At 62.3% G+C, this 18,569-nt stretch carries 25 protein-coding genes; 24 read left to right on the plus strand and 1 reads right to left on the minus strand.

Annotation, left to right across the window (positions count from 1 at the left end):
* Positions 1 to 3 precede the first annotated feature (3 nt).
* The 23 genes from rplE (at position 4) to GYH26_RS04560 (ending at position 16,325) form a co-directional block, all read left to right on the plus strand.
* Positions 4 to 579, plus strand: coding sequence for a 50S ribosomal protein L5 (gene rplE / locus GYH26_RS04450; RefSeq protein ID WP_012843363.1), 576 nt, complete (start codon positions 4 to 6; stop codon positions 577 to 579).
* Positions 580 to 586: 7 nt separating this feature from the next.
* Positions 587 to 856, plus strand: a complete 270-nt coding sequence (gene rpsN / locus GYH26_RS04455; RefSeq protein WP_012843364.1) for a 30S ribosomal protein S14 — start codon at positions 587 to 589, stop codon at positions 854 to 856.
* Between the two features lie 27 nt (positions 857 to 883).
* Positions 884 to 1,285 (plus strand): 30S ribosomal protein S8, encoded by a 402-nt coding sequence (gene rpsH / locus GYH26_RS04460; RefSeq protein ID WP_012843365.1) that lies wholly within the window; start codon positions 884 to 886, stop codon positions 1,283 to 1,285.
* A gap of 40 nt (positions 1,286 to 1,325) precedes the next feature.
* Positions 1,326 to 1,880, plus strand: a complete 555-nt coding sequence (gene rplF / locus GYH26_RS04465; RefSeq protein ID WP_161540640.1) for a 50S ribosomal protein L6 — start codon at positions 1,326 to 1,328, stop codon at positions 1,878 to 1,880.
* A 71-nt stretch (positions 1,881 to 1,951) separates the two neighbouring features.
* Positions 1,952 to 2,311 (plus strand): 50S ribosomal protein L18, encoded by a 360-nt coding sequence (gene rplR, locus GYH26_RS04470; RefSeq protein WP_014067547.1) that lies wholly within the window; start codon positions 1,952 to 1,954, stop codon positions 2,309 to 2,311.
* A gap of 38 nt (positions 2,312 to 2,349) precedes the next feature.
* On the plus strand, positions 2,350 to 2,898 hold the full coding sequence (gene rpsE / locus GYH26_RS04475; protein ID WP_014067546.1) for a 30S ribosomal protein S5: 549 nt from the start codon (positions 2,350 to 2,352) through the stop codon (positions 2,896 to 2,898).
* A 32-nt stretch (positions 2,899 to 2,930) separates the two neighbouring features.
* Positions 2,931 to 3,131: a 50S ribosomal protein L30 gene (rpmD, locus tag GYH26_RS04480; protein WP_012843369.1), complete on the plus strand. Its 201-nt coding sequence runs from the start codon at positions 2,931 to 2,933 to the stop codon at positions 3,129 to 3,131.
* 37 nt (positions 3,132 to 3,168) lie between these two features.
* Positions 3,169 to 3,630 (plus strand): 50S ribosomal protein L15, encoded by a 462-nt coding sequence (gene rplO, locus GYH26_RS04485; protein WP_012843370.1) that lies wholly within the window; start codon positions 3,169 to 3,171, stop codon positions 3,628 to 3,630.
* Positions 3,631 to 3,679: 49 nt separating this feature from the next.
* Positions 3,680 to 4,996, plus strand: a complete 1,317-nt coding sequence (gene secY, locus GYH26_RS04490; RefSeq protein WP_014067545.1) for a preprotein translocase subunit SecY — start codon at positions 3,680 to 3,682, stop codon at positions 4,994 to 4,996.
* A 10-nt stretch (positions 4,997 to 5,006) separates the two neighbouring features.
* The gene (gene map, locus GYH26_RS04495; RefSeq protein ID WP_161540641.1) at positions 5,007 to 5,852 is read left to right on the plus strand and encodes a type I methionyl aminopeptidase; all 846 of its coding nucleotides are present in this window, start codon (positions 5,007 to 5,009) and stop codon (positions 5,850 to 5,852) included.
* Complete coding sequence (infA, locus tag GYH26_RS04500; RefSeq protein ID WP_012843373.1) at positions 5,818 to 6,036, plus strand: translation initiation factor IF-1; 219 nt, start codon at positions 5,818 to 5,820, stop codon at positions 6,034 to 6,036. The genes map and infA overlap by 35 nt, the downstream gene beginning before the upstream one ends.
* Before the next feature lie 83 nt (positions 6,037 to 6,119).
* Positions 6,120 to 6,236 carry a 50S ribosomal protein L36 gene (gene rpmJ, locus GYH26_RS04505; protein WP_012843374.1) on the plus strand — a complete coding sequence of 39 codons (117 nt, stop codon included), beginning with the start codon at positions 6,120 to 6,122 and terminating at the stop codon, positions 6,234 to 6,236.
* A gap of 21 nt (positions 6,237 to 6,257) precedes the next feature.
* The gene (gene rpsM, locus GYH26_RS04510) at positions 6,258 to 6,638 is read left to right on the plus strand and encodes a 30S ribosomal protein S13 (protein WP_161540642.1); all 381 of its coding nucleotides are present in this window, start codon (positions 6,258 to 6,260) and stop codon (positions 6,636 to 6,638) included.
* 15 nt (positions 6,639 to 6,653) lie between these two features.
* Complete coding sequence (rpsK, locus tag GYH26_RS04515; RefSeq protein WP_012843376.1) at positions 6,654 to 7,043, plus strand: 30S ribosomal protein S11; 390 nt, start codon at positions 6,654 to 6,656, stop codon at positions 7,041 to 7,043.
* A 107-nt stretch (positions 7,044 to 7,150) separates the two neighbouring features.
* Positions 7,151 to 7,753, plus strand: a complete 603-nt coding sequence (rpsD, locus tag GYH26_RS04520) for a 30S ribosomal protein S4 (protein WP_161540643.1) — start codon at positions 7,151 to 7,153, stop codon at positions 7,751 to 7,753.
* Positions 7,754 to 7,832: 79 nt separating this feature from the next.
* The gene (locus GYH26_RS04525) at positions 7,833 to 8,816 is read left to right on the plus strand and encodes a DNA-directed RNA polymerase subunit alpha (protein WP_014067543.1); all 984 of its coding nucleotides are present in this window, start codon (positions 7,833 to 7,835) and stop codon (positions 8,814 to 8,816) included.
* A gap of 32 nt (positions 8,817 to 8,848) precedes the next feature.
* Positions 8,849 to 9,478: a 50S ribosomal protein L17 gene (rplQ, locus tag GYH26_RS15625; protein ID WP_029698414.1), complete on the plus strand. Its 630-nt coding sequence runs from the start codon at positions 8,849 to 8,851 to the stop codon at positions 9,476 to 9,478.
* 147 nt (positions 9,479 to 9,625) lie between these two features.
* Positions 9,626 to 11,854 (plus strand): RelA/SpoT family protein, encoded by a 2,229-nt coding sequence (locus GYH26_RS04535; protein WP_161540644.1) that lies wholly within the window; start codon positions 9,626 to 9,628, stop codon positions 11,852 to 11,854.
* A gap of 169 nt (positions 11,855 to 12,023) precedes the next feature.
* Positions 12,024 to 12,419 carry an HU family DNA-binding protein gene (locus GYH26_RS04540; RefSeq protein WP_054684506.1) on the plus strand — a complete coding sequence of 132 codons (396 nt, stop codon included), beginning with the start codon at positions 12,024 to 12,026 and terminating at the stop codon, positions 12,417 to 12,419.
* 78 nt (positions 12,420 to 12,497) lie between these two features.
* Entirely contained in the window at positions 12,498 to 12,953 is a 456-nt protein-coding gene (gene ruvX / locus GYH26_RS04545; RefSeq protein ID WP_161540645.1) for a Holliday junction resolvase RuvX, read from the plus strand.
* Positions 12,954 to 12,983: 30 nt separating this feature from the next.
* Complete coding sequence (gene def / locus GYH26_RS04550) at positions 12,984 to 13,553, plus strand: peptide deformylase (protein WP_161540646.1); 570 nt, start codon at positions 12,984 to 12,986, stop codon at positions 13,551 to 13,553.
* 77 nt (positions 13,554 to 13,630) lie between these two features.
* Positions 13,631 to 13,963, plus strand: a complete 333-nt coding sequence (locus GYH26_RS04555) for a hypothetical protein (RefSeq protein ID WP_161540647.1) — start codon at positions 13,631 to 13,633, stop codon at positions 13,961 to 13,963.
* Between the two features lie 82 nt (positions 13,964 to 14,045).
* Positions 14,046 to 16,325: a TonB-dependent receptor gene (locus GYH26_RS04560; protein WP_161540648.1), complete on the plus strand. Its 2,280-nt coding sequence runs from the start codon at positions 14,046 to 14,048 to the stop codon at positions 16,323 to 16,325.
* A 76-nt stretch (positions 16,326 to 16,401) separates the two neighbouring features.
* Here the strand turns inward: GYH26_RS04560 and GYH26_RS04565 are convergent, their stop codons facing one another.
* Positions 16,402 to 17,892: an OmpA family protein gene (locus GYH26_RS04565; protein ID WP_161540649.1), complete on the minus strand. Its 1,491-nt coding sequence runs from the start codon at positions 17,890 to 17,892 to the stop codon at positions 16,402 to 16,404.
* A 176-nt stretch (positions 17,893 to 18,068) separates the two neighbouring features.
* Here GYH26_RS04565 and GYH26_RS04570 point away from each other — a divergent pair, with 176 nt between their 5' ends.
* The gene (locus GYH26_RS04570; protein ID WP_161540650.1) at positions 18,069 to 18,545 is read left to right on the plus strand and encodes a MerC domain-containing protein; all 477 of its coding nucleotides are present in this window, start codon (positions 18,069 to 18,071) and stop codon (positions 18,543 to 18,545) included.
* Positions 18,546 to 18,569 lie beyond the last annotated feature (24 nt).

An 18,569-nucleotide genomic window follows, 5' to 3' on the forward strand; every position in this document is an offset into this window, starting at 1 on the left:
GCCATGACCTACGTTCCTCGACTGAAGAAAAAATACCGGGAAGAGGTGGTACCCGCCCTGATGAAACAGTTCGGGTACCGCAACGTGATGCAGGTGCCGCGCCTGGTCAAGATCTGCGTCAACAAAGGCGTGGGCGAGGCGGCCCAGAACAAAAAGGTGCTGGACGACGCGATCGAAGAAATCCGGCTGATCACCGGCCAGCATCCGGTCGTGCGCCGCGCCAAGAAAAGCATTTCGAACTTCAAGCTTCGCAAGGGCATGCCCGTCGGCGTATCGGTCACGCTGCGCGGCGACCGGATGTTCGAGTTCTTCGACCGCCTTGTCACGCTGGCCCTTCCCCGGATGCGCGACTTCCGGGGCGTTTCGGACCGCAGCTTCGACGGGCGCGGCAATTACACGCTGGGCATTCCCGAGCAGATTATTTTCCCCGAAATCGACGTGGATAAAGTCGATCGCATCAGCGGCTTCGACATCACGTTCGTGACCACGGCGAAGACGGACGAAGAGGCCTATGCGCTGCTGAAGCTGCTGGGCATGCCGTTCGTCCGCCGCGAAGAACCTCAAGCAAAGGCAGCATAAAGGCGCTATGGCGAAAAAAAGCTGGATGGCGCGCGAGAAAAAGCGCCGCGAACTGGTAGCCAAATACGCGGAGAAGCGGCGTCAGCTCAAAGAAGCAGGCGACTGGATCGGCCTGCAGAAGCTGCCGCGCAACTCCAGCCCGGTCCGGCTGCGGAATCGTTGTCCGCTGACGGGACGGGCTCGGGGCTACCTGCGCAAGTTCGGCGTCTCGCGTATCGTCTTCCGTGAAATGGCCCTCGAAGGGAAGATTCCAGGGGTTCGCAAAGCCAGCTGGTAACCCCGATTTCAGTCAACTGCAACGACCATGAGTGGGATTACAGATCCGATTGCCGACTACCTGGCCCGTCTGCGCAATGCGCAGATGGCGCGGAAGGTGTACGTCGACGTGCCCGCTTCCAAACTGAAGCGGGCCATCACCCAGATTCTGGTGGACAAGGGCTATGTGCAGCGGTACCTGGACATCGATGACGGAAAGCAGGGCCTGCTGCGCATCTACTTGAAATACGACCGGAACGGCAATCCGGCGATCCGGGAGCTGCAGCGCGTCTCCAAGCCGGGGCGCCGCCAGTACGTGGGGGCCGATGAACTGCCCCGCGTGCGCAACGGCCTGGGCATTGCCATAATCTCGACCTCCCAGGGCGTGATGACCGACAAGGAGGCGCGCAAGCTGCACATTGGCGGCGAGGTCCTGGCCTACGTGTTCTAAAACAGCCACGGATCAGCTTCACAGCTAAACCAGAAAAACCATGTCGCGGATAGGGAGACAGCCGATCCATCTGCCCGACGGCGTGCGCGTCGAAGTGGCCCCGAACAACGTAGTGACCGTCACGGGCCCCAAAGGGACGCTCACGCTGCAGGTGGATCCGGACATTACCGTGGAAGTCGCGGATAAAACCGTACGGGTACTCCGGCCCACCGAGCAGAAGCGCCACCGCGCGATGCACGGGCTTTACCGCGCCCTGATCCAGAACATGGTGACGGGCGTAACCGAAGGCTACCGCAAGGAGCTGGAAGTCATCGGCATCGGCTTCCGCGCTTCGATGTCGGGCAACATGCTGGAACTGGCACTGGGTTACTCGCACCCGATTTACTTCGTGCCGCCGGAAGGCATCAAACTGTCGGTGCGTAGCGAGCGCGGGAGCAACCCGATCGTCATTGTAGAGGGGATCGACAAGCAACTGGTCGGGGAAGTGGCGGCCAAGATCCGCGCCCTGCGGCCGCCGGAGCCCTACAAGGGCAAAGGCATCCGCTACGTGGGCGAGTATGTGCGGCGCAAGGCGGGCAAGACGGCCGGCCGCTAATCTCCGTCCGCTGTTGAAATCGGAAAGACCCGGAGGGTCGGCAATCTTCCGGCAAACCTGTCAGGCAGATCATGATCAACGAACTCAAGCGCAAGAAGGAACGGCGGGCGCGCGTCAAGCGCGGCCTGAAGAAAAAAATCCGCGGCACGCCCGAGCGTCCGCGCCTGTGCGTGTACCGGTCGAACAAGCACATTTACGCGCAGGTGATCGACGACACGCGTGGCCATACGCTGGCGGCCGCCTCCAGCCTTGAGAAAGACATGCCTTCCGGCACCAAAACGGAGATCAGCCGGGAGGTGGGGCGGCGGGTGGCCCAGCGGGCGCTGGCTGCGAACGTGACGCAGGTGGTATTCGATCGGAACGCCTACAAATATCATGGCCGGGTAAAGGCGCTGGCCGAAGGCGCGCGTGAAGGCGGCCTTCAGTTCTGACCCTTCCCGGATTCTCGGACAAAGGATGACAGACGATTATGGCACGGCAGAAAAATCGTAACAACCGCGGTCGTCGTCGACAGCGCCAGCGTGCTGCCGAAGAGCAGCAGCAGTGGATCGAACGCCTGGTGTCGGTCAAACGAGTGGCCAAAGTCGTGCAGGGCGGCCGGCGCTTCTCCTTCAGCGCCGTGGTCGTGGTGGGCGATGGCAACGGACTGGTCGGCTCCGGCGTGGGCAAGGCGCGTGAAGTGGCCGATGCCATCGCCAAGGCCACCGAAAATGCCAAGAAAAACCTGATCCGTGTGCCGATCCGGCGCGGGACGATTCCCCATCCGGTGATCGGACGTCAGGACGCGGCGCGCGTGCTGCTGAAGCCGGCCTCGCCCGGTACCGGCGTCATTGCCGGCAGCGGCGCCCGTGCCGTGCTGGAGTGCGCTGGCATCACCGATGTGCTCTGCAAGGCGCTGGGGTCGACGAACCCCTACAACCTCGTGGCGGCGACCATCAACGCCCTTGAGCAGCTGGAAGACCCGCTGGAGGTCGCCCAGCGCCGGGGCGTCCCGCTGCAGAAGGTGTTCGAAGGGTAACAACGCGACGGACCACGGAAGGCAACGGACGTATGGCGGCAAAAAAACAGAAAAAGCTGAAAATCACGCAGGTCCGCAGCGTGATCGACTATCCGGAGCGGCAGCGCCGCACCCTGGAAGCACTGGGCCTGCGACGCATTGGCCGGACGGTGGTCCACGACGACACGCCCCAGATCCGGGGCATGATCAAGAAGGTGGAGCACCTGGTACGCGTTGAAGAAATTGAAGCATAACCGCACGGTTTGGCGTGCGCAAAACGGTCTGGCAGCAATGGATCTGAGTCGACTGAAACCGGCAAAAGGAGCGGTCCGCGAACGCAAGCGCCTGGGACGTGGCGTGGGCTCCGGCTATGGTGGCCATAGCTCGACGCGTGGTACGAAAGGTCAGAAGGCGCGCACCGGCCAGAAGATTCCGGCCTACTTCGAAGGCGGGCAGATGCCGCTGGTGCGGCGTGTGCCCAAACGGGGCTTCCGCAATCCGTTCCGCACGGAATACCGGGTGATCAACGTGGGCGATCTGGCCCGCTGGATCGAGGCCGGGCGGCTTTCGGCCGAGGCGCCGATCACGCCGGAGACGCTGGTGGCCGCCGGACTGGCCCGCAAACGCGACCGCATCAAGATTCTGGGCGACGGCGAACTGTCGGTGGCGCTCCAGATTTCGGCGCATGCCTTCAGCGCCTCGGCCCGGCAGAAGATCGAAGCGGCCGGTGGAACGGCCACGGTAATCGCCTGATTCGCAAGCGCAGCCGCGTCCTGCAGGACGCCCAGCCCATTAGCAGACCATGGCGGGTTTCACGGAAAGCATTCGCAACATCTGGAAGATCGAAGAGCTCCGGCAGCGCGTGCTCTACACGCTCGGGCTGCTGGTCGTCTACCGGCTCGGCACCTACGTGACGCTGCCGGGCGTCGATGCCCACATCCTGGCCGAGGTCAACCGCCAGGCCGGCACGAACAACCTGTTCGGCCTGATCGACCTGTTCGTCGGCGGCGCCTTCTCGCAGGCCGGCATCTTCGCGCTGGGCATCATGCCCTACATCACCGCCTCCATCATCATCCAGCTCATGGGCGCGGTGGTGCCCTACTTCCAGAAGTTGCAGCGTGAAGGCGAAGAGGGCCGCCGCAAGATCACGCAGCTCACGCGCTATCTGACCGTCGGCATCACGGCGCTGCAGGCCGTGGGCTATGCGATCAACCTGCGCTACGGCGCCACCGGACAGGCCATCGTGGTCAGTCCGGCCTTTTTTATGCTGATCGCCGTCATCGTGCTGACGGCCGGTACCGTTTTCGTGATGTGGCTCGGCGAACGCATCACGGAAAACGGCATCGGCAACGGCATCTCGCTCATCATCATGGTGAGCATCATCGCCTTCCTGCCGCAGGCCGTCTACAACGAATTCACGCTGAAAGACAACCTGTTCATCGTGCTGCTGGAGCTGGCCGTCTTCGTGGTGATCACGGCCGGGGTGGTGCTGGTAACGCAGGGGACGCGCCGCATCCCCGTGCAGTATGCCAAACGGGTGGTCGGGCGCCGCGTCTACGGCGGCGTCACGCAGTATTTGCCGCTGCGCGTCAACGCGGCCGGCGTGATGCCGATCATCTTCGCGCAGTCGATCATGTTCGTGCCGGCCACGATCGCCACGTTCTTCCCCGGCAGTGATTTCATGCAGCAGTTCGGGAGCTTTTTCTCGGACATCTCGGGCTGGGGCTATTCTTCCCTGTTTTTCCTGCTGGTCGTGTTCTTTACCTACTTCTACACGGCCATTGCCGTGAACCCGCGCGAGATGGCCGACACGCTCAAGCGGCAGGGTGGCTTCATTCCCGGGGTGCGTCCGGGCAAGCAGACCAGCGAGTTCATCGACACGATCCTGACCCGGATCACGCTGCCGGGCGCCATCTTTCTGGGCATCGTGGCGATCATTCCGGCCTTTGCCATGCGGGCGGGCGTGACGGCGGGATTTGCCCACTTTTTCGGCGGAACCAGCCTGCTCATCATCGTGGGGGTGATGCTCGACACGCTGCAGCAGATCGAAAGCCATCTGCTGATGCGCCACTACGAGGGCTTCATGAAAGGCTCGCGCGTGCGGGGACGACGGTTCTAAACGCCCGGTTATGATCCATATCAAAACCGAAAAAGAAATCGACATCCTGCGTCAGTGCGCCGAGCTGGTGGGACGCACGCTGGGGGAGGTGGCGCGCTACATCCGACCGGGTGTGACCACGGCCGAGCTGGACGCCATCGCCGAAGATTTCATCCGGACGCAGGGTGCTGAACCGGCCTTCAAAGGCTACCGGGTGGGCCGGCTGGTCTATCCGGCCACGCTGTGCGTGTCGGTAAACGACCAGGTGGTGCACGGCATCCCGGGCGACTATAAGCTCAAAGAAGGGGATCTGGTGTCGGTGGATTGCGGGGTGCGGTATCGTGGCTTCTATGGCGACAGCGCCTACACCTTCGGGGTGGGCGAGCTGGACCCGGAGAACGTCCGTCTCTGCCGGGTTACCTACGAGGCGCTCGACAAAGGCATTGCGCAGGCGGTGGCCGGCAAACGCATCGGCGACATCAGCCATGCGATTCAGCGGCATTGCGAGGCGGCGGGCTACGGCGTGGTGCGGGCGCTGGTGGGGCACGGCATCGGACGCCGTCTGCACGAAGAGCCGCAGGTACCCAACGTGGGGCGGCCGGGTACAGGCCGACGGCTCCGTGTGGGGATGACGCTCTGCGTGGAACCCATGGTCAATCGCGGAACGTATGAGGTGCGCGTCGGCGACGACGGATGGACCGTCTACACGGCCGACGGGCAGCCCTCGGCCCACTACGAACACATGGTCGTGGTACGGGCCGGGCGGCCGGAAGTGCTGACGACGTTTGCCTACATCGAAGAGGTAGTCGAAGCGCCCTACAAACAGACCATCGCATCCCCACATGGCGAAACAGAAACCCATTACACAGGACGGTGAAGTGATCGAGGCGCTGCCCAACGCCCAGTTTCGCGTGCGGCTGGACAACGGCCACGAGATCCTGGGCATTCTTTCGGGCAAGATGCGCATGCACTACATCAAGATTCTGCCGGGCGACCGCGTCAAAGTCGAACTGTCGCCCTACGATCTGACCAAAGGACGCATCGTGTATCGTTATAAATAAAGGTTCACGAACCCGGCGTCGGCTGGGGCGTTTACGCACCCTTGCCTGATGACGCCGGGGTTTCAGCTAAAACGAAAAGCATCATGAAGGTACGTGCCAGTGTCAAGAAGCGGAGCGCCGACGACAAGATCGTCCGGCGCAAGGGCCGCATCTACGTGATCAACAAGAAGAACCCCCGCAACAAGCAGCGTCAGGGCTGAGCGGGTTAAACCAGAGAAGCTATGCCACGGATCGCAGGTGTCGACATTCCGCTGCACAAGCGCGGAGAAATTGCGCTGACCGCGATTTACGGAATCGGGAAGTCCCGGGCGAAGGAGATCCTCCAGCGCGTGGGTCTGGATCCCAACACGCGTCCGAAGGACTGGACCGAGGAGCAGACGCGCGAGATCCGTCGGATCATCGAACAGGAGTACGTCGTCGAGGGACAGCTCCGGGCCGAGATCCAGATGAACATCAAGCGGCTGATGGACATCGGCTGCTATCGTGGGATCCGGCATCGTCTGGGGTTGCCCGTGCGGGGTCAGCGCACGCGCACCAATGCCCGTACGCGCAAGGGGCCCCGTAAGACGGTGGCCGGGAAGAAGAAGGCTCCGAAGAAGTAATCCTGCAGCACAGCCATGGCAAAGAAGCAGCGGACGACGCGCAAGAAGAACGTCATCGTCGAGCAGAACGGGCAGGCGCACATTCAGTCCACGTTCAACAATACGATCGTCACGATCACGGACCAGTACGGCAACACGATCGCCTGGTCCAGTGGTGGCAAGGAAGGCTTCAAGGGCAGCCGGAAGGGCACGCCCTATGCGGCGCAGATGGCCGCCACGTCGGCCGCCCGCGAAGCCTACGATCTGGGGTTGCGCCGGGTGGACGTCTTCGTCAAGGGACCCGGATCGGGGCGCGAGTCGGCCATTCGTGCGCTGGCCGCGGCCGGTCTGGAGCTGCTGAGCATCCGGGACGTCACTCCGGTACCGCACAACGGCTGCCGGCCTCCGAAGCGGCGGCGCGTCTGAGCGACCGCGTTTCGGTATAAGCCCGGTCACGGTAGCCAGCAACGGGGCTGCCGTGCGTTTGTCTTTATCAGAAACATCCCTCACCGACAAACGAGACCTGAACGACCATGGCCCGATATCGAGGCCCCAAACAGAAGATTGCCCGGCGTTTTGGCGAACCGATTTTCGGTCCGAGCAAGGCGCTGGAGCGCAAGCCGTATCCGCCCGGCCAGCACGGACGTACCCGCCGGGCCAAAGAGAGCGAATATGCCGTCCAGCTCAAGGAAAAGCAGAAGGTCAAGCACATTTACGGGCTGCTGGAGCGGCAATTCCGCAATCTGTTCGAAAAGGCCACGCGCAAAAAGGGCATCACCGGTGAAAACCTGCTCAAGATGCTCGAAGCGCGGCTGGACAACACGGTCTATCGCATGGGCTTTGCCCGCACGCGTCGGCAGGCGCGGCAGCTGGTCGTTCATCGCCACATCATGGTGAACGGTCAGGTCGTCAACGTTCCGTCGTACCAGCTGCGGCCCGGCGACGTGGTGGCCGTGCGGCCCAAGAGCCGCCAGCTGGCCATCATTCAGGAGAACATCAAGCGTTTGCGTCGGAACTTTCCCTGGCTGGAAGTCGATCGTAAGGAAATGCAGGGCAAGTTCCTGGACTACCCCAATCGGGAAGACATTCCCGAAAACATCCGCGAGCACCTGATCGTCGAGCTCTACTCCAAGTAGTGCGGCGACGGGTGGCATGGATGGCCATACCGGAAAGGTGATTTCCGGGTTTTGCGATCGATAAAACCCCAGACAGACCATGAGCAACTACATGGTGCAATTGCCCGAAGGTGTTCGGGTGGAAGAGGCGACGGAAACGTTCGGGCGTTTTGTGGTGCAGCCGCTCGAGCGCGGCTATGGCGTGACGATCGGCAACGCGCTCCGGCGCGTGCTGCTTTCTTCGCTGCCGGGCGTTGCCATTACGGCCGTCCGAATCGACGGCGTGCAGCACGAATTCTCGACAATTCCGGGCGTCACCGAGGACGTCGCGGAAATTATCCTGAATCTGAAGGGCGTTCGCTTCAAGGCGAAGGACACCACCGACGCGAACATCCGGCTTTCGCTCAAAGGACCGCACGTGTGGACGGCCCGCGATATTGCCGAGGCCACCAGTCACTACGAGGTGCTGAACCCGGACCACTACATCGCCACGCTGGCCGAAGGCGCCGAAGTGAACCTCGAGCTGCGCATGGGGCGCGGGCGCGGCTACGTGCCGGCCGAGGAAAACAAGCTGCCGGATGACCCGATCGGGGTGATCGCCATCGACGCGATCTTCACGCCCATCAAGAACGTGCGCTACACGATCAAACCCACGCGCGTGGGTCAGAAGATCGAGTACGAGCGCCTGGAACTGGAAATCACCACGGACGGCTCGGTCTCTCCCGAAGAAGCGCTCGTGCAGGCGGCCACGATCCTGCGCGACCACATCAGCCTCTTCATCACGATGGAGAGCGAGCCGCAGCCCGAGGTCAAGAAGAAAGAGGTCGACGCCGAGGTGCAGCGCATCCGCGAGCTGCTCTCGCAGCCGGTCGATGAACTCGACCTGTCGGTGCGGGCGCAGAACTGCCTCAAGGCGGCCAACATCCGCACGATCGGCGATCTGGTGCGACGGCAGGAGTCCGAAATGCTCAAGTTCCGCAACTTCGGCCGCAAGTCGCTCCAGGAGCTGATCGCCGTGCTGGAGGAACGCGGGCTGCACTTTGGCATGGACGTCGACAAGTACCTTGAGGGAGCCGAGAGCTGAGCCGGCGCTGCCGGAGTAAGCCGAAACGAGCCATGAGACATCGAAAAAAAGGATTCAAGTTAGGCCGCACCTACGGACATCGCCGGGCCACGCTGGCGGCGCTTTCGTGCGCATTGATCCGGCACAAACGGATCCGCACGACGCTGGCCAAGGCCAAGGCGCTCCGCATGTTCATCGAGCCGCTCATCACGCGGGCCAAGGAAGACACCACCCACAACCGCCGGCAGGTCTTCCGCTACCTGCAGGACAAGGAGGCCGTTAAAGAACTTTTTGGCGAGATCGCCGAGAAGGTCAACGGCCGACCGGGCGGCTACACGCGCGTGGTGCGGATCGGTCGTCGGCCCGGCGACGGCGCCGAGATGGCCGTGATCGAACTGGTCGATTACAACGACGTCAAGCCGGCCGACAGCCGGAAGACGCGGCGTCGGACGCGTCGCGGCCGCGGGCGGGGTCGTCGTACGGAAACGCCGGAGGCTGCTGCTACCACGACCCAGGCGGCCGAGGCGGAAGCCGCGGCTCCGGAGACCCCGGAGACGGCCGAACCGGAGGCACAGGTCGAGCAGGCGACCGCTGAAGCGGAAGCGGCCACCCCTGCCGAAGCTGCTCCCGAAGCTTCTTCGGAGGAAGCGGCCGAGGATCAGGAGAAAAAGGACGAAGGCTGATCCGGCCTACGTACAACCCCTGAAAAGCAACGACCGGAGCGCCATCCCGATCGGGATGGCGCTTTTTTTGTTGGCGGAACAGGGGAAAGCCCCGGTACTTTAACTTCTGGAAAACTTTCCACAGGGCAAGCACAGGCCCGGAGGTCCATGGTCCAGGTATCGACCCTCCTGAAAGAAGGTGATCTGAACATCCCGGAAGAATTCCAGCAGCGTCTGGACACGCTGATTCAGGCCTGTCACAGGCACCTGCCGCGCGTCGACGAAGAGCTGATTCGCCGGGCGTTTCGGGTAAGCTACTGGGCCCACCGGGACCACCGGCGGGTGACGGGCGAGCCCTACATCCTGCATCCGCTGGAAGTGGCCTTCATCGTGGCCGAGGATATCAGCTTCGACGACGTGAGCGTGGCAGCCGCGCTGCTGCACGACGTGGTCGAAGACTCCGACATCTCGCTGGACTTCATCCGGGAGGAGTTCGGCGAGACCATGGGCATCATCATCGACGGGCTGACCAAGATCCAGGACGTCTTCACCTTGCGCGAGCTGGGGCAGGCCGAGAACGTGCGTAAGCTGATGCTCTCGATGGCCGAGGACATCCGGGTCATCCTGGTCAAATTCGCCGATCGGCTGCACAATATGCGGACGATCGAAGCGCTGCCCCCGCAGAAACGCCTGAAGATCGCTACCGAAACGCTGGAGCTATTTGCCCCGCTGGCCCATCGATTCGGTCTGTTCAAGATCAAAAGCGAGCTGGAGGACCTTTCGCTCAAGGTACTGCAGCCCGACGAGTACTACGCCATCGTGCGCGGCCTCAACGAATCCAAAAAGGAACGCGAGGCCTACATTCAGCGCTTCATCGAACCGCTGAAGCAGCGACTGGAGGAGGCCGGACTGGAGTTCGACCTCTACGGCCGCCCCAAAAACATCTACTCGATCTATCGCAAGATGAAGCGGCAGAACAAGCCGCTGGAGGAGATCTACGACCTGTTTGCCATTCGGATCGTGCTCAAAAGTTCGGGCCGCAAGGGCAAAGAGGACTGCTGGCGGGCCTATTCCATCGTGACGGATCTGTACAAGCCGCTGCCGGAGCGTTTCCGGGATTTCATCTCGGTGCCCAAGTCCAACGGCTACCAGAGTCTGCACACGACGGTGCTGGGACCTGAAGGACGCAAGGTGGAGGTGCAGATCCGCACGCAGGAAATGCACGAAGTGGCCGAGCGCGGCGTGGCCGCCCACTGGCGCTACAAAGAGGGCATCGAAGAGCCGGATCCGAAGATGGACCAGTGGCTCCGGTGGGTCCGCGAGATCCTGGAGAACCCCAAACCGGATCAGGCCACCGAGTTCGTCAAGGAGTTCCGGCTGAATCTCTACGACGACGAGATCTACGTCTTTACGCCCAAAGGCGACGTGATCAGCCTGCCGCAGGGCGCCACGCCGGTAGACTTCGCCTTCCGGGTGCATACGGAAGTGGGGCTGCACTGCATCGGCGCCAAGGTCAACGGCAAGCTGGTGCCGCTTTCCTACAAGCTCAAAAGCGGCGACCAGGTGGAAATCATCACCTCCAAGAAGCAGACGCCCAACCCCGACTGGATGAAGTTCGTCGTCACCCAGAAGGCGCGGAGCCACATCCGGCACTGGATCAACGAGCAGCGGCGGAAAACGATCGAACTGGGAAAGGAACTCTGGGAAAAGCGCGCGCAGCGGCTGGGCCTCGAGGTGGACGAACGCCAGCTGCAGCGGGTGGCGCACCGACTGAAGTTTCCCAACCTGCAGCAGATGTTCTATGAGCTCGGCAGTGGCCTGTTCGAGGTAGACGAGCTGGTCAGGGCGCTGCGTTCGGGCGACGGGCAGCAGCAGGAATCGCAGTCCCAGGCGCTGCGGCTGAAGTACGAAAGCTTCCTGGATACGGCCAAAGAAACGGGCCAGCCGGCACTGAAGATCGACGGCGAGCTGCACACGGACATCGTCACGACCTATGCCTCCTGCTGCAATCCCATCCCCGGCGACGAGGTCTTCGGATACGTGAGCCGGAGCGGCGCCATCAAAATCCACCGGGTCAACTGCAAGAACGCGCCCTATCTGCTGATCAATCATCCGGACCGCATCGTGCCGGTCGAGTGGAGCCGCCAGAAGGACGTGCAGTTTCTGGCCGCGCTGCGCGTGATCGGCGAAGATCGGGTGGGCATCGTCAGCGACATTACCACGGTCATTTCCAAGAGCCTCAAAACGAACATTCGCTCCATCACGGTCGATTCGGAAGACGGCGTGTTCGAGGGCACCATCGTGCTTTACGTGAGCGATCTGGAGCACCTGCGACGGGTCATCGAGCGCATCAAGCGGATCGACGGGATCTACGGCGTCTATCGTTTCGAGGAGTAGCGGCAAGTCCTTAAAAATTCAATGATGCGTTGCGCTTTTGTTTTGCAAAAGCCCGCGTAATTTAATAAAATGGTGCGTCCTGCCGCGTCGGTGCCTGTGCGCACGCATAACTTAGGGCAGGCAGGGCCGGTGTTGAGTGCATGTGCAAAATTAAACGGAGTGGTTGATCATGGCGCAACGCATTCCCACTTTGACGAAGAAAGACGTCGCGCGTCGGGTGGCCCAGCTCATGGGCGAACCCATTTACAAAAGCGAGCCGTGGGTGAACGCGGTCATCGAGGCGCTGGCGCAGTTGCTGGAAGAGGCGGATCCCGAGGTGCGTATCGAGTTGCGCGACTTTGGCGTGTTCGAGGTCAAGCGGACGCGGGCCAAGCCGAAGGCGCGCAATCCCAAGACCAACGAGACGGTGTTCATTCCCAGCCGTCGCAAGACGCACTTCAAACCCAGCAAGCGGCTGAAGCAGGTGTTGCAGCGTCCGCTGGTCGAGTTGAATTACGAGATTCCGGAAGGCAGCGCCGACAAATACCTGGAGGCGCAGGCCGCCGGAAAGAACGGCACCCGCTGAAACCCGCATTTTTGCGAACCGACAGGAAGCGGACGGGTTTACGACAGCCCCGTCCGCTTTTTGTTTGAGGCAAAGGGCATGTTGCTGGCTTCAGGGACACGGCCACGGGTGGTGGCGGTGGATTACGGCACGCGGCGTGTTGGACTGGCGCTGGCCGATCCGCTGCGGATCATCGCGCAACCCTATGGCACGTATGCGCCGGAGGAAGCGTTGCAGGTATTGCAGCGCCTGCATGCCGTCGAGGGAATTGAAACGCTGGTGATCGGCTGGCCCCTGACCGAAACAGGGACAGAAGGGGCAGCTACGCGCAGGGTAGAACGTTTCATCCGCAGGCTGCAGCGGCTGTTGCCCGGCGTGCAGGTCGTGCGCTGGGATGAACGCTACACCTCGGAACTGGCAAAGGAGCGGTTGCGGGAAGTGGGAGGACCGCGCAAAAAGCGACGCGATAAAGGCCGCGTCGATCAGATGGCGGCCGTCATCATCCTGCAGGAGTATCTGGAGCAGCAGGAACCGAAAATCGGCTTGTCCGAATAAAGGACAGGCGTAAAATCGCACAGGGCGCACATGGTACTGCCGATTCACGTATACGGAGATCCTATTCTACGGGAGCGGGCGCAGCCGGTGGAGGCCGATTCGCCGGAGCTGCAGCAGCTGCTCGACGATATGGTCGAAACGATGCACGCGGCCTCGGGCATTGGCCTGGCGGCGCCCCAGGTGGGACGCCGGGAGCGTGTTTTTGTGGTGGACCTGACGCCCATGAAAGACGAGCTGGAAGCCGAAGGAGAGACGCTCCCGCCCATGCCTATGTTTTTTATCAACCCGGAGCTTGTCTGGACAAGCGAGGAGCAGTGCAGCTTTGAGGAGGGGTGTCTGTCCATTCCGGACGTCCGAGAAGTAGTCGAACGCCCCGCGGCCGTCCGGATTCGCTACCTGGATCGGCAATTCCGTCCACAGGAGCTGGAGGTCCGGGGGATGCTGGCCCGGGTGATCCAGCATGAGTACGATCACCTGGAGGGTATTCTCTTCATCGACCGCATCAGCGCGTTTCGACGACAGCTACTCCGGCGTCGCCTGCGCGAGATTGCGCGGGGGCAGGTTTCGGCCGAATACCCGCTGGCACTCAGCCGCGTGTGATGATTGCTTAATGCTATCGCCTTGCATCTACGGGCTGGCGGTTGGTATCTTCTCCGCTGATCCCAGCGCACCGCGGCATGCTGGCCATTCTGCGTAAACGGGCGGCGGGGTTATCCCTGCTCTTTCTGATCGGCGCGGTCGGGCTTCCGGCGGCGCATCTGGTGCGCCATGCCCTGCAGTCCGAATCAGCCGTCTGTACGGTCGGCGAGGGACTCTACCGGAGCCCGGACTGCCGACACCTGCCCGATCCCTGCCGTCTGTATGCCAGTCTGCGCTCGCTGCCCGCGGTTACCCCGACTTTCCCGGAGCTGTGGACGCACTGGGAGGAACTTTCTGTTGCGGAAGGTCGGGCTATTCTTGACTCCCCGTCTTTTGCCCATGCCAGCCGTGCGCCTCCGGTTCTGTGCTGAAGCCGGCCACATCAACCGGCCTTGTCGATCCTTCTGATTGTCTGTAGCCAGTTATTCTTAGCACAGAATCGGAGTGTCAGCCATGAAGCAGTCTGTACGGACAGGACTACTCGTGCTTATTCTGTTCATTTCCGGAATTTCCTCAGGACTTGCGCAGATACTGGAGGGGCGGGTCACCGACGCAACGACGGGAGAGCCGCTGATTGGCGCCAACGTGCTTGTGCTTTCGGTGCAGACGGGAACTACAACCGATGTCGAAGGACGTTACCGGCTCTTGCTTCCCCGTCCCGGTCGCTATCGCGTCCTGTTCAGCTTTGTGGGGTATCAGCCGGAAACACGCGAGGTCGTGCTCTCCGAAGCGGCGTCAGTTCGTCTGGACGTGACGCTAACGCCTACCTCCGTTGAGGCGCCCGCCGTCACCATTACGGCCAAGGCGCAGGCTACCGATGTGCTTTCGACGCCGCAGGCGGTGGTCGTGCTTGAAGGCGATGCGTTGCGGCTGGCGCGCGGCATGACGGCCGTCGATGCGCTGGCGCAGACGCCGGGCGTGCATCTGGTGCATACGGGCACCGGCATTGCCAAGCCGATGATCCGGGGCCTGACGGCGCAGCGTGTGCTGGTAGTGCAGGATGGCGTCCGGCAGGAAGGCCAGCAGTGGGGCGACGAGCACGGCGTGGAAATCGACGCCCACGCGGCCGAGCGTATCGAGGTGGTCAAGGGCCCGGCCAGCCTGCTCTACGGCTCCGACGCGCTGGGCGGGGTCGTGCAACTGGCCACCGAAGGGCCATTCGGCTACGACCGGCCGCTCACCGGAGCGGTCACGATCGAGGGCGCCAGCAACACGCGCATGGGCGGGATGCATGTCGAAACGGGAGGCCGCCAGGGCAACTGGGCCTATGCGGGTAATCTGACGCTCCGCCAGGCCGGCGCCTACGATACCCCCCGCGGACCGGTCCCCAACACCGGGCTGGAGGAACGCAACGGAATGCTCCAGCTCGGCTACGAAAACCACGCCGCGCGCTGGCAACTGGCTTACAAGCGGTACCGCGCCCGGATCGGATTTTTTGAGCCGGAGGAAGCCGAGGCGACCACGGAAACGCCCGACCGCTACCATATCGGTGAACCCTACCAGCGGGTGGACCATGACCTGGTGCAGCTTCGCACGCTGTGGCGCCTGGGAGCTGATCGGCTGGAGCTGAACGCAGCCTGGCAGCAGAACCGGCGGCGGGAATTCGGGCATCATCACGACGCAGACGAGGAAGAGGTGCCCCACGTTGACGAGCACGAAGCCCCTTCGCTTTATCTACGGCTCAACACCCTGACATCTGACCTGCGCTTTCATCATCGGCCGATCGGCTCGCTGTTCGGCACGATCGGCCTGAGCGGCTTTTTCCAGCGCAACGAAACCCTGGCCGAGGAGGCGCTCATTCCCGGCGCGCGCACCTGGAACGGGGCCGTGTACGTGTTCGAGGAACTGGCGCTCCCGCGCCTGACCATCAGCGGCGGGGTGCGGTGGGACGGCCGGCGGCTTTCAGTAGAGGCCAACGAGGACCTTGGCGTGGTGGCTCAGACGCGCACCTACAGCGCCTTCAGCGGGGCGGTGGGACTGGCCTGGCAGGTGCGCCCGGATCTGTCGCTGGCCTTCAACGTGGGCCGAGCCTGGCGGGCCCCCACGCTCAACGAACTCTTCTCGCGGGGCGTGCACGAAGGGACCAGTCGGTTCGAGGTGGGCACGCCGACGCTCCGGCCCGAGCAGAGCCTGAGTCTGGACGGTACGCTGCGCTGGTTGCGCCCCCGCTGGTATCTGGAACTGAACGCCTTCGTCAACCGGATTGAGCGCTTCATTTTTCCGCGGCCCACAGGCCAACGTGATCCGGACTCGGGGCTTTTCATCTATCAGTTCGATCAGGCGCAGGCGCTGCTCTGGGGGGGCGAGCTGCTGCTGAACCTGGGGGTGACCGAGTGGCTGCACCTGCATGTGGGTGGCGACGTAACCTACACGGAGAACCGGGAAACCGGCCAGCCGCTGCCGTTTTCGCCGCCTCCGCGTCTGATCACCGGGATCGAGGTGCACCGGGAGCGCTGGGGGCCGGCCAGCGAGGTCATGCTCCGACTCGGCCCCACGCTGGTGGCCGACCAGCGACGCGTGGCGCCTGAGGAAACGCCCACCGAAGGCTACGTGCTCTGGAATGCGGCGTTTTCGGCCCGTTGGCCGCTGGGAGCCTGGCAGCTGGTAACGGATCTGACCGTGCACAACCTGCTGGACCGAGCCTACGTGAGCCATCTCAGCCGCCTGAGACCTTACGGCGTGCTGGACCCCGGCCGTAACGTGCAACTGCGCCTTACGCTGCAGCTACCCTGACCTCGTGGCAATCCTGCAAACAGAAAAGGCCGTGGTCCATGGGCCACGGCCTTTTTCTATCTATTTGCGCCAACCGTCAGCGTGGCCAGCGGATTACGATCGTATCCACACGCCGAAGCTCGCGGCAACCCGGACGTTCGGCCGGGTTCGGGCAGGGCGGCGGCAGCTCGCCCAGCCCCCGGAAAATCAACCGTTCCGGTTCGATACCCTGCTGCTGGTAGTAGTTGTATACGGCCAGCCCGCGCCGCAAAGAAAGCAAGGTGTTGAACGCTTCTCCCCCTACGTAATCAGCGTAACCCACCAATTGTACCACAAGCTCCGGACAGCTCTGCAATACGCGGGCATTCTGGTCGAGTACGGCACGTGCCGATTCGCTCAGGGTACTTCCACCAAAGTCAAACGTAACGGACTCCAAGGTCGAAATTAGATCGCAGGCGGTCGGTTCCACAACAATCCTGGCCTGCACCGAGTCCCGCCTCAGTTCGTTGTCGGCGATCAGGGAAACCGTGTAGGTGCCGGGCCTGTCGAAGCGGTGTGTGACCCGGGCATGGAGCGACATAGTACCGGCGCGCAACCCTTCTTCTAATCGATACTGATTGTCTGCAGCAATGGCTCCTTCCCCGTCTCCAAAATTCCAGTAATACCGAACTGGAGGGGCCCCTTCGAGCTGGGCTTCAAAAATGACTAAACTACCTCGTTTAATTGTGTCGGCAAGCGGCTGGAAGGAGACAATACGAACGGCGCGCGGCGGCTCGACGACTTCGACCAGATGAGTGGCCGTACGGACAACCCCGGCCGCATTGCGCGCCTGCACCTGAATCTCGTAGCGACTGGGTAGGCGATAGCGGTGCTCGACCACAGGACCGGTGTACTGGGTGCCGTCGCCCATGAACCAGATGTAGGAAACGGGCTGCGTGGCCTGATCATCGACGCGGGCCGTGAAGGTACCGTACTCCCGACGCTGAAGCTGTGCGGGGCCTTCGATGTTCAGCGTCCGGATCGGGATTGGCAACGGCCGGAACGTGATGCGCAGGCCGGCTCCCAGAAAGCCCAGCCCGTCGAAGGCGGCACGTCCGCTCCGGATGCCTTCGGAAGCCCGGTCGGGAAAGACCGCGTTGGCGCTTCCTTCGACGAAAAAGGCCACGTTGCGCGTGAGCACATAGTCGGCGCCCAGCGCGGCGTTAATCCCGAAGCCCGTCTTGTAGCCGCCCAGCGTGATGTGCGGACCGATGTTGAAGTAATGGCTGAGGCGCTTGAAAGGAAAAACGCGCCAGCGAAGCAGTCCCTGAATGATGTGAAAACGATGATAGGTACGGCTGACCCTGGGGTAGTTGCCGCCTTCATAGGCCAGTCCAAGGCTCAATCCGAGCGGGAACTGATAGCCCAGTTCGCCTTTGAGCGCATACGGTTCAACCGCGTAGGTTGAGTAGTCCGTTTCACTGAGCGACGGACCATAGCCGAAGCGCAGGAAGGGTCCGGGTGCAACCCAGACGCGTTGTGCGAAAAGGTCCGGTGCTGCCAGCAAAAGCAGTACGAAAAATCCGTAACGTAATCCCCCGTGTCGCATAGTTGCTCAGAAAAAATGACCACCATGGAAGGACACAGGCCCGCTTCCGGACAGGGAGTATACAAAACTTACACTGAGAAAACATAGCAGAGGCGGCGCTTTTTTAGAATCTTGCCCGTTATTTCTGGCGTTTGCCGTCAGGTAGTTTTGACGTATAGTGTGGAGCATAACAACAAATGTTGACGGAAAAATCACGGTGGGATCGGGTAGGGATCTGGCTTTCCGGAATCTGCCTTGTCCACTGTCTGCTTCTCCCGGTGGCACTGGTTGTATTGCCGGTAAGCGCGCTGGTGATCACCTGGCATGAAGATGTGCACATTGTCTTTGCCGTGCTGCTGGTCCCCACGACGGCGCTGGCGTTTTACCAGGGCTATCGCCGACATCGTCAGAAGCGGGTGCTGTGGGGATTCGGGCCGGGGCTGGCACTGGTGCTGCTGGCCAGCTTTCCCGGCCATGAAGCGCTGGGCGTACTGGGCGGCACGCTGGTCACGATGCTCGGCAGCGCCTTGCTCATCTGGGGCCACTGGCAGAACTGGCGGCTGCAGGCCCGATGTGCGGTGCATCCCGTGACCGAATCAAAAGAAAAAGCTGCTGCAGGCGCTACCGAATCCGCTTCGTTTTATACGATTTCCGGGAAATCATCGTGCATGTGAGAAAGCACGGGCGCACACGGCGGT

Source organism: Rhodothermus marinus (assembly GCF_009936275.1).
Taxonomy (GTDB): domain Bacteria; phylum Bacteroidota; class Rhodothermia; order Rhodothermales; family Rhodothermaceae; genus Rhodothermus; species Rhodothermus marinus_A.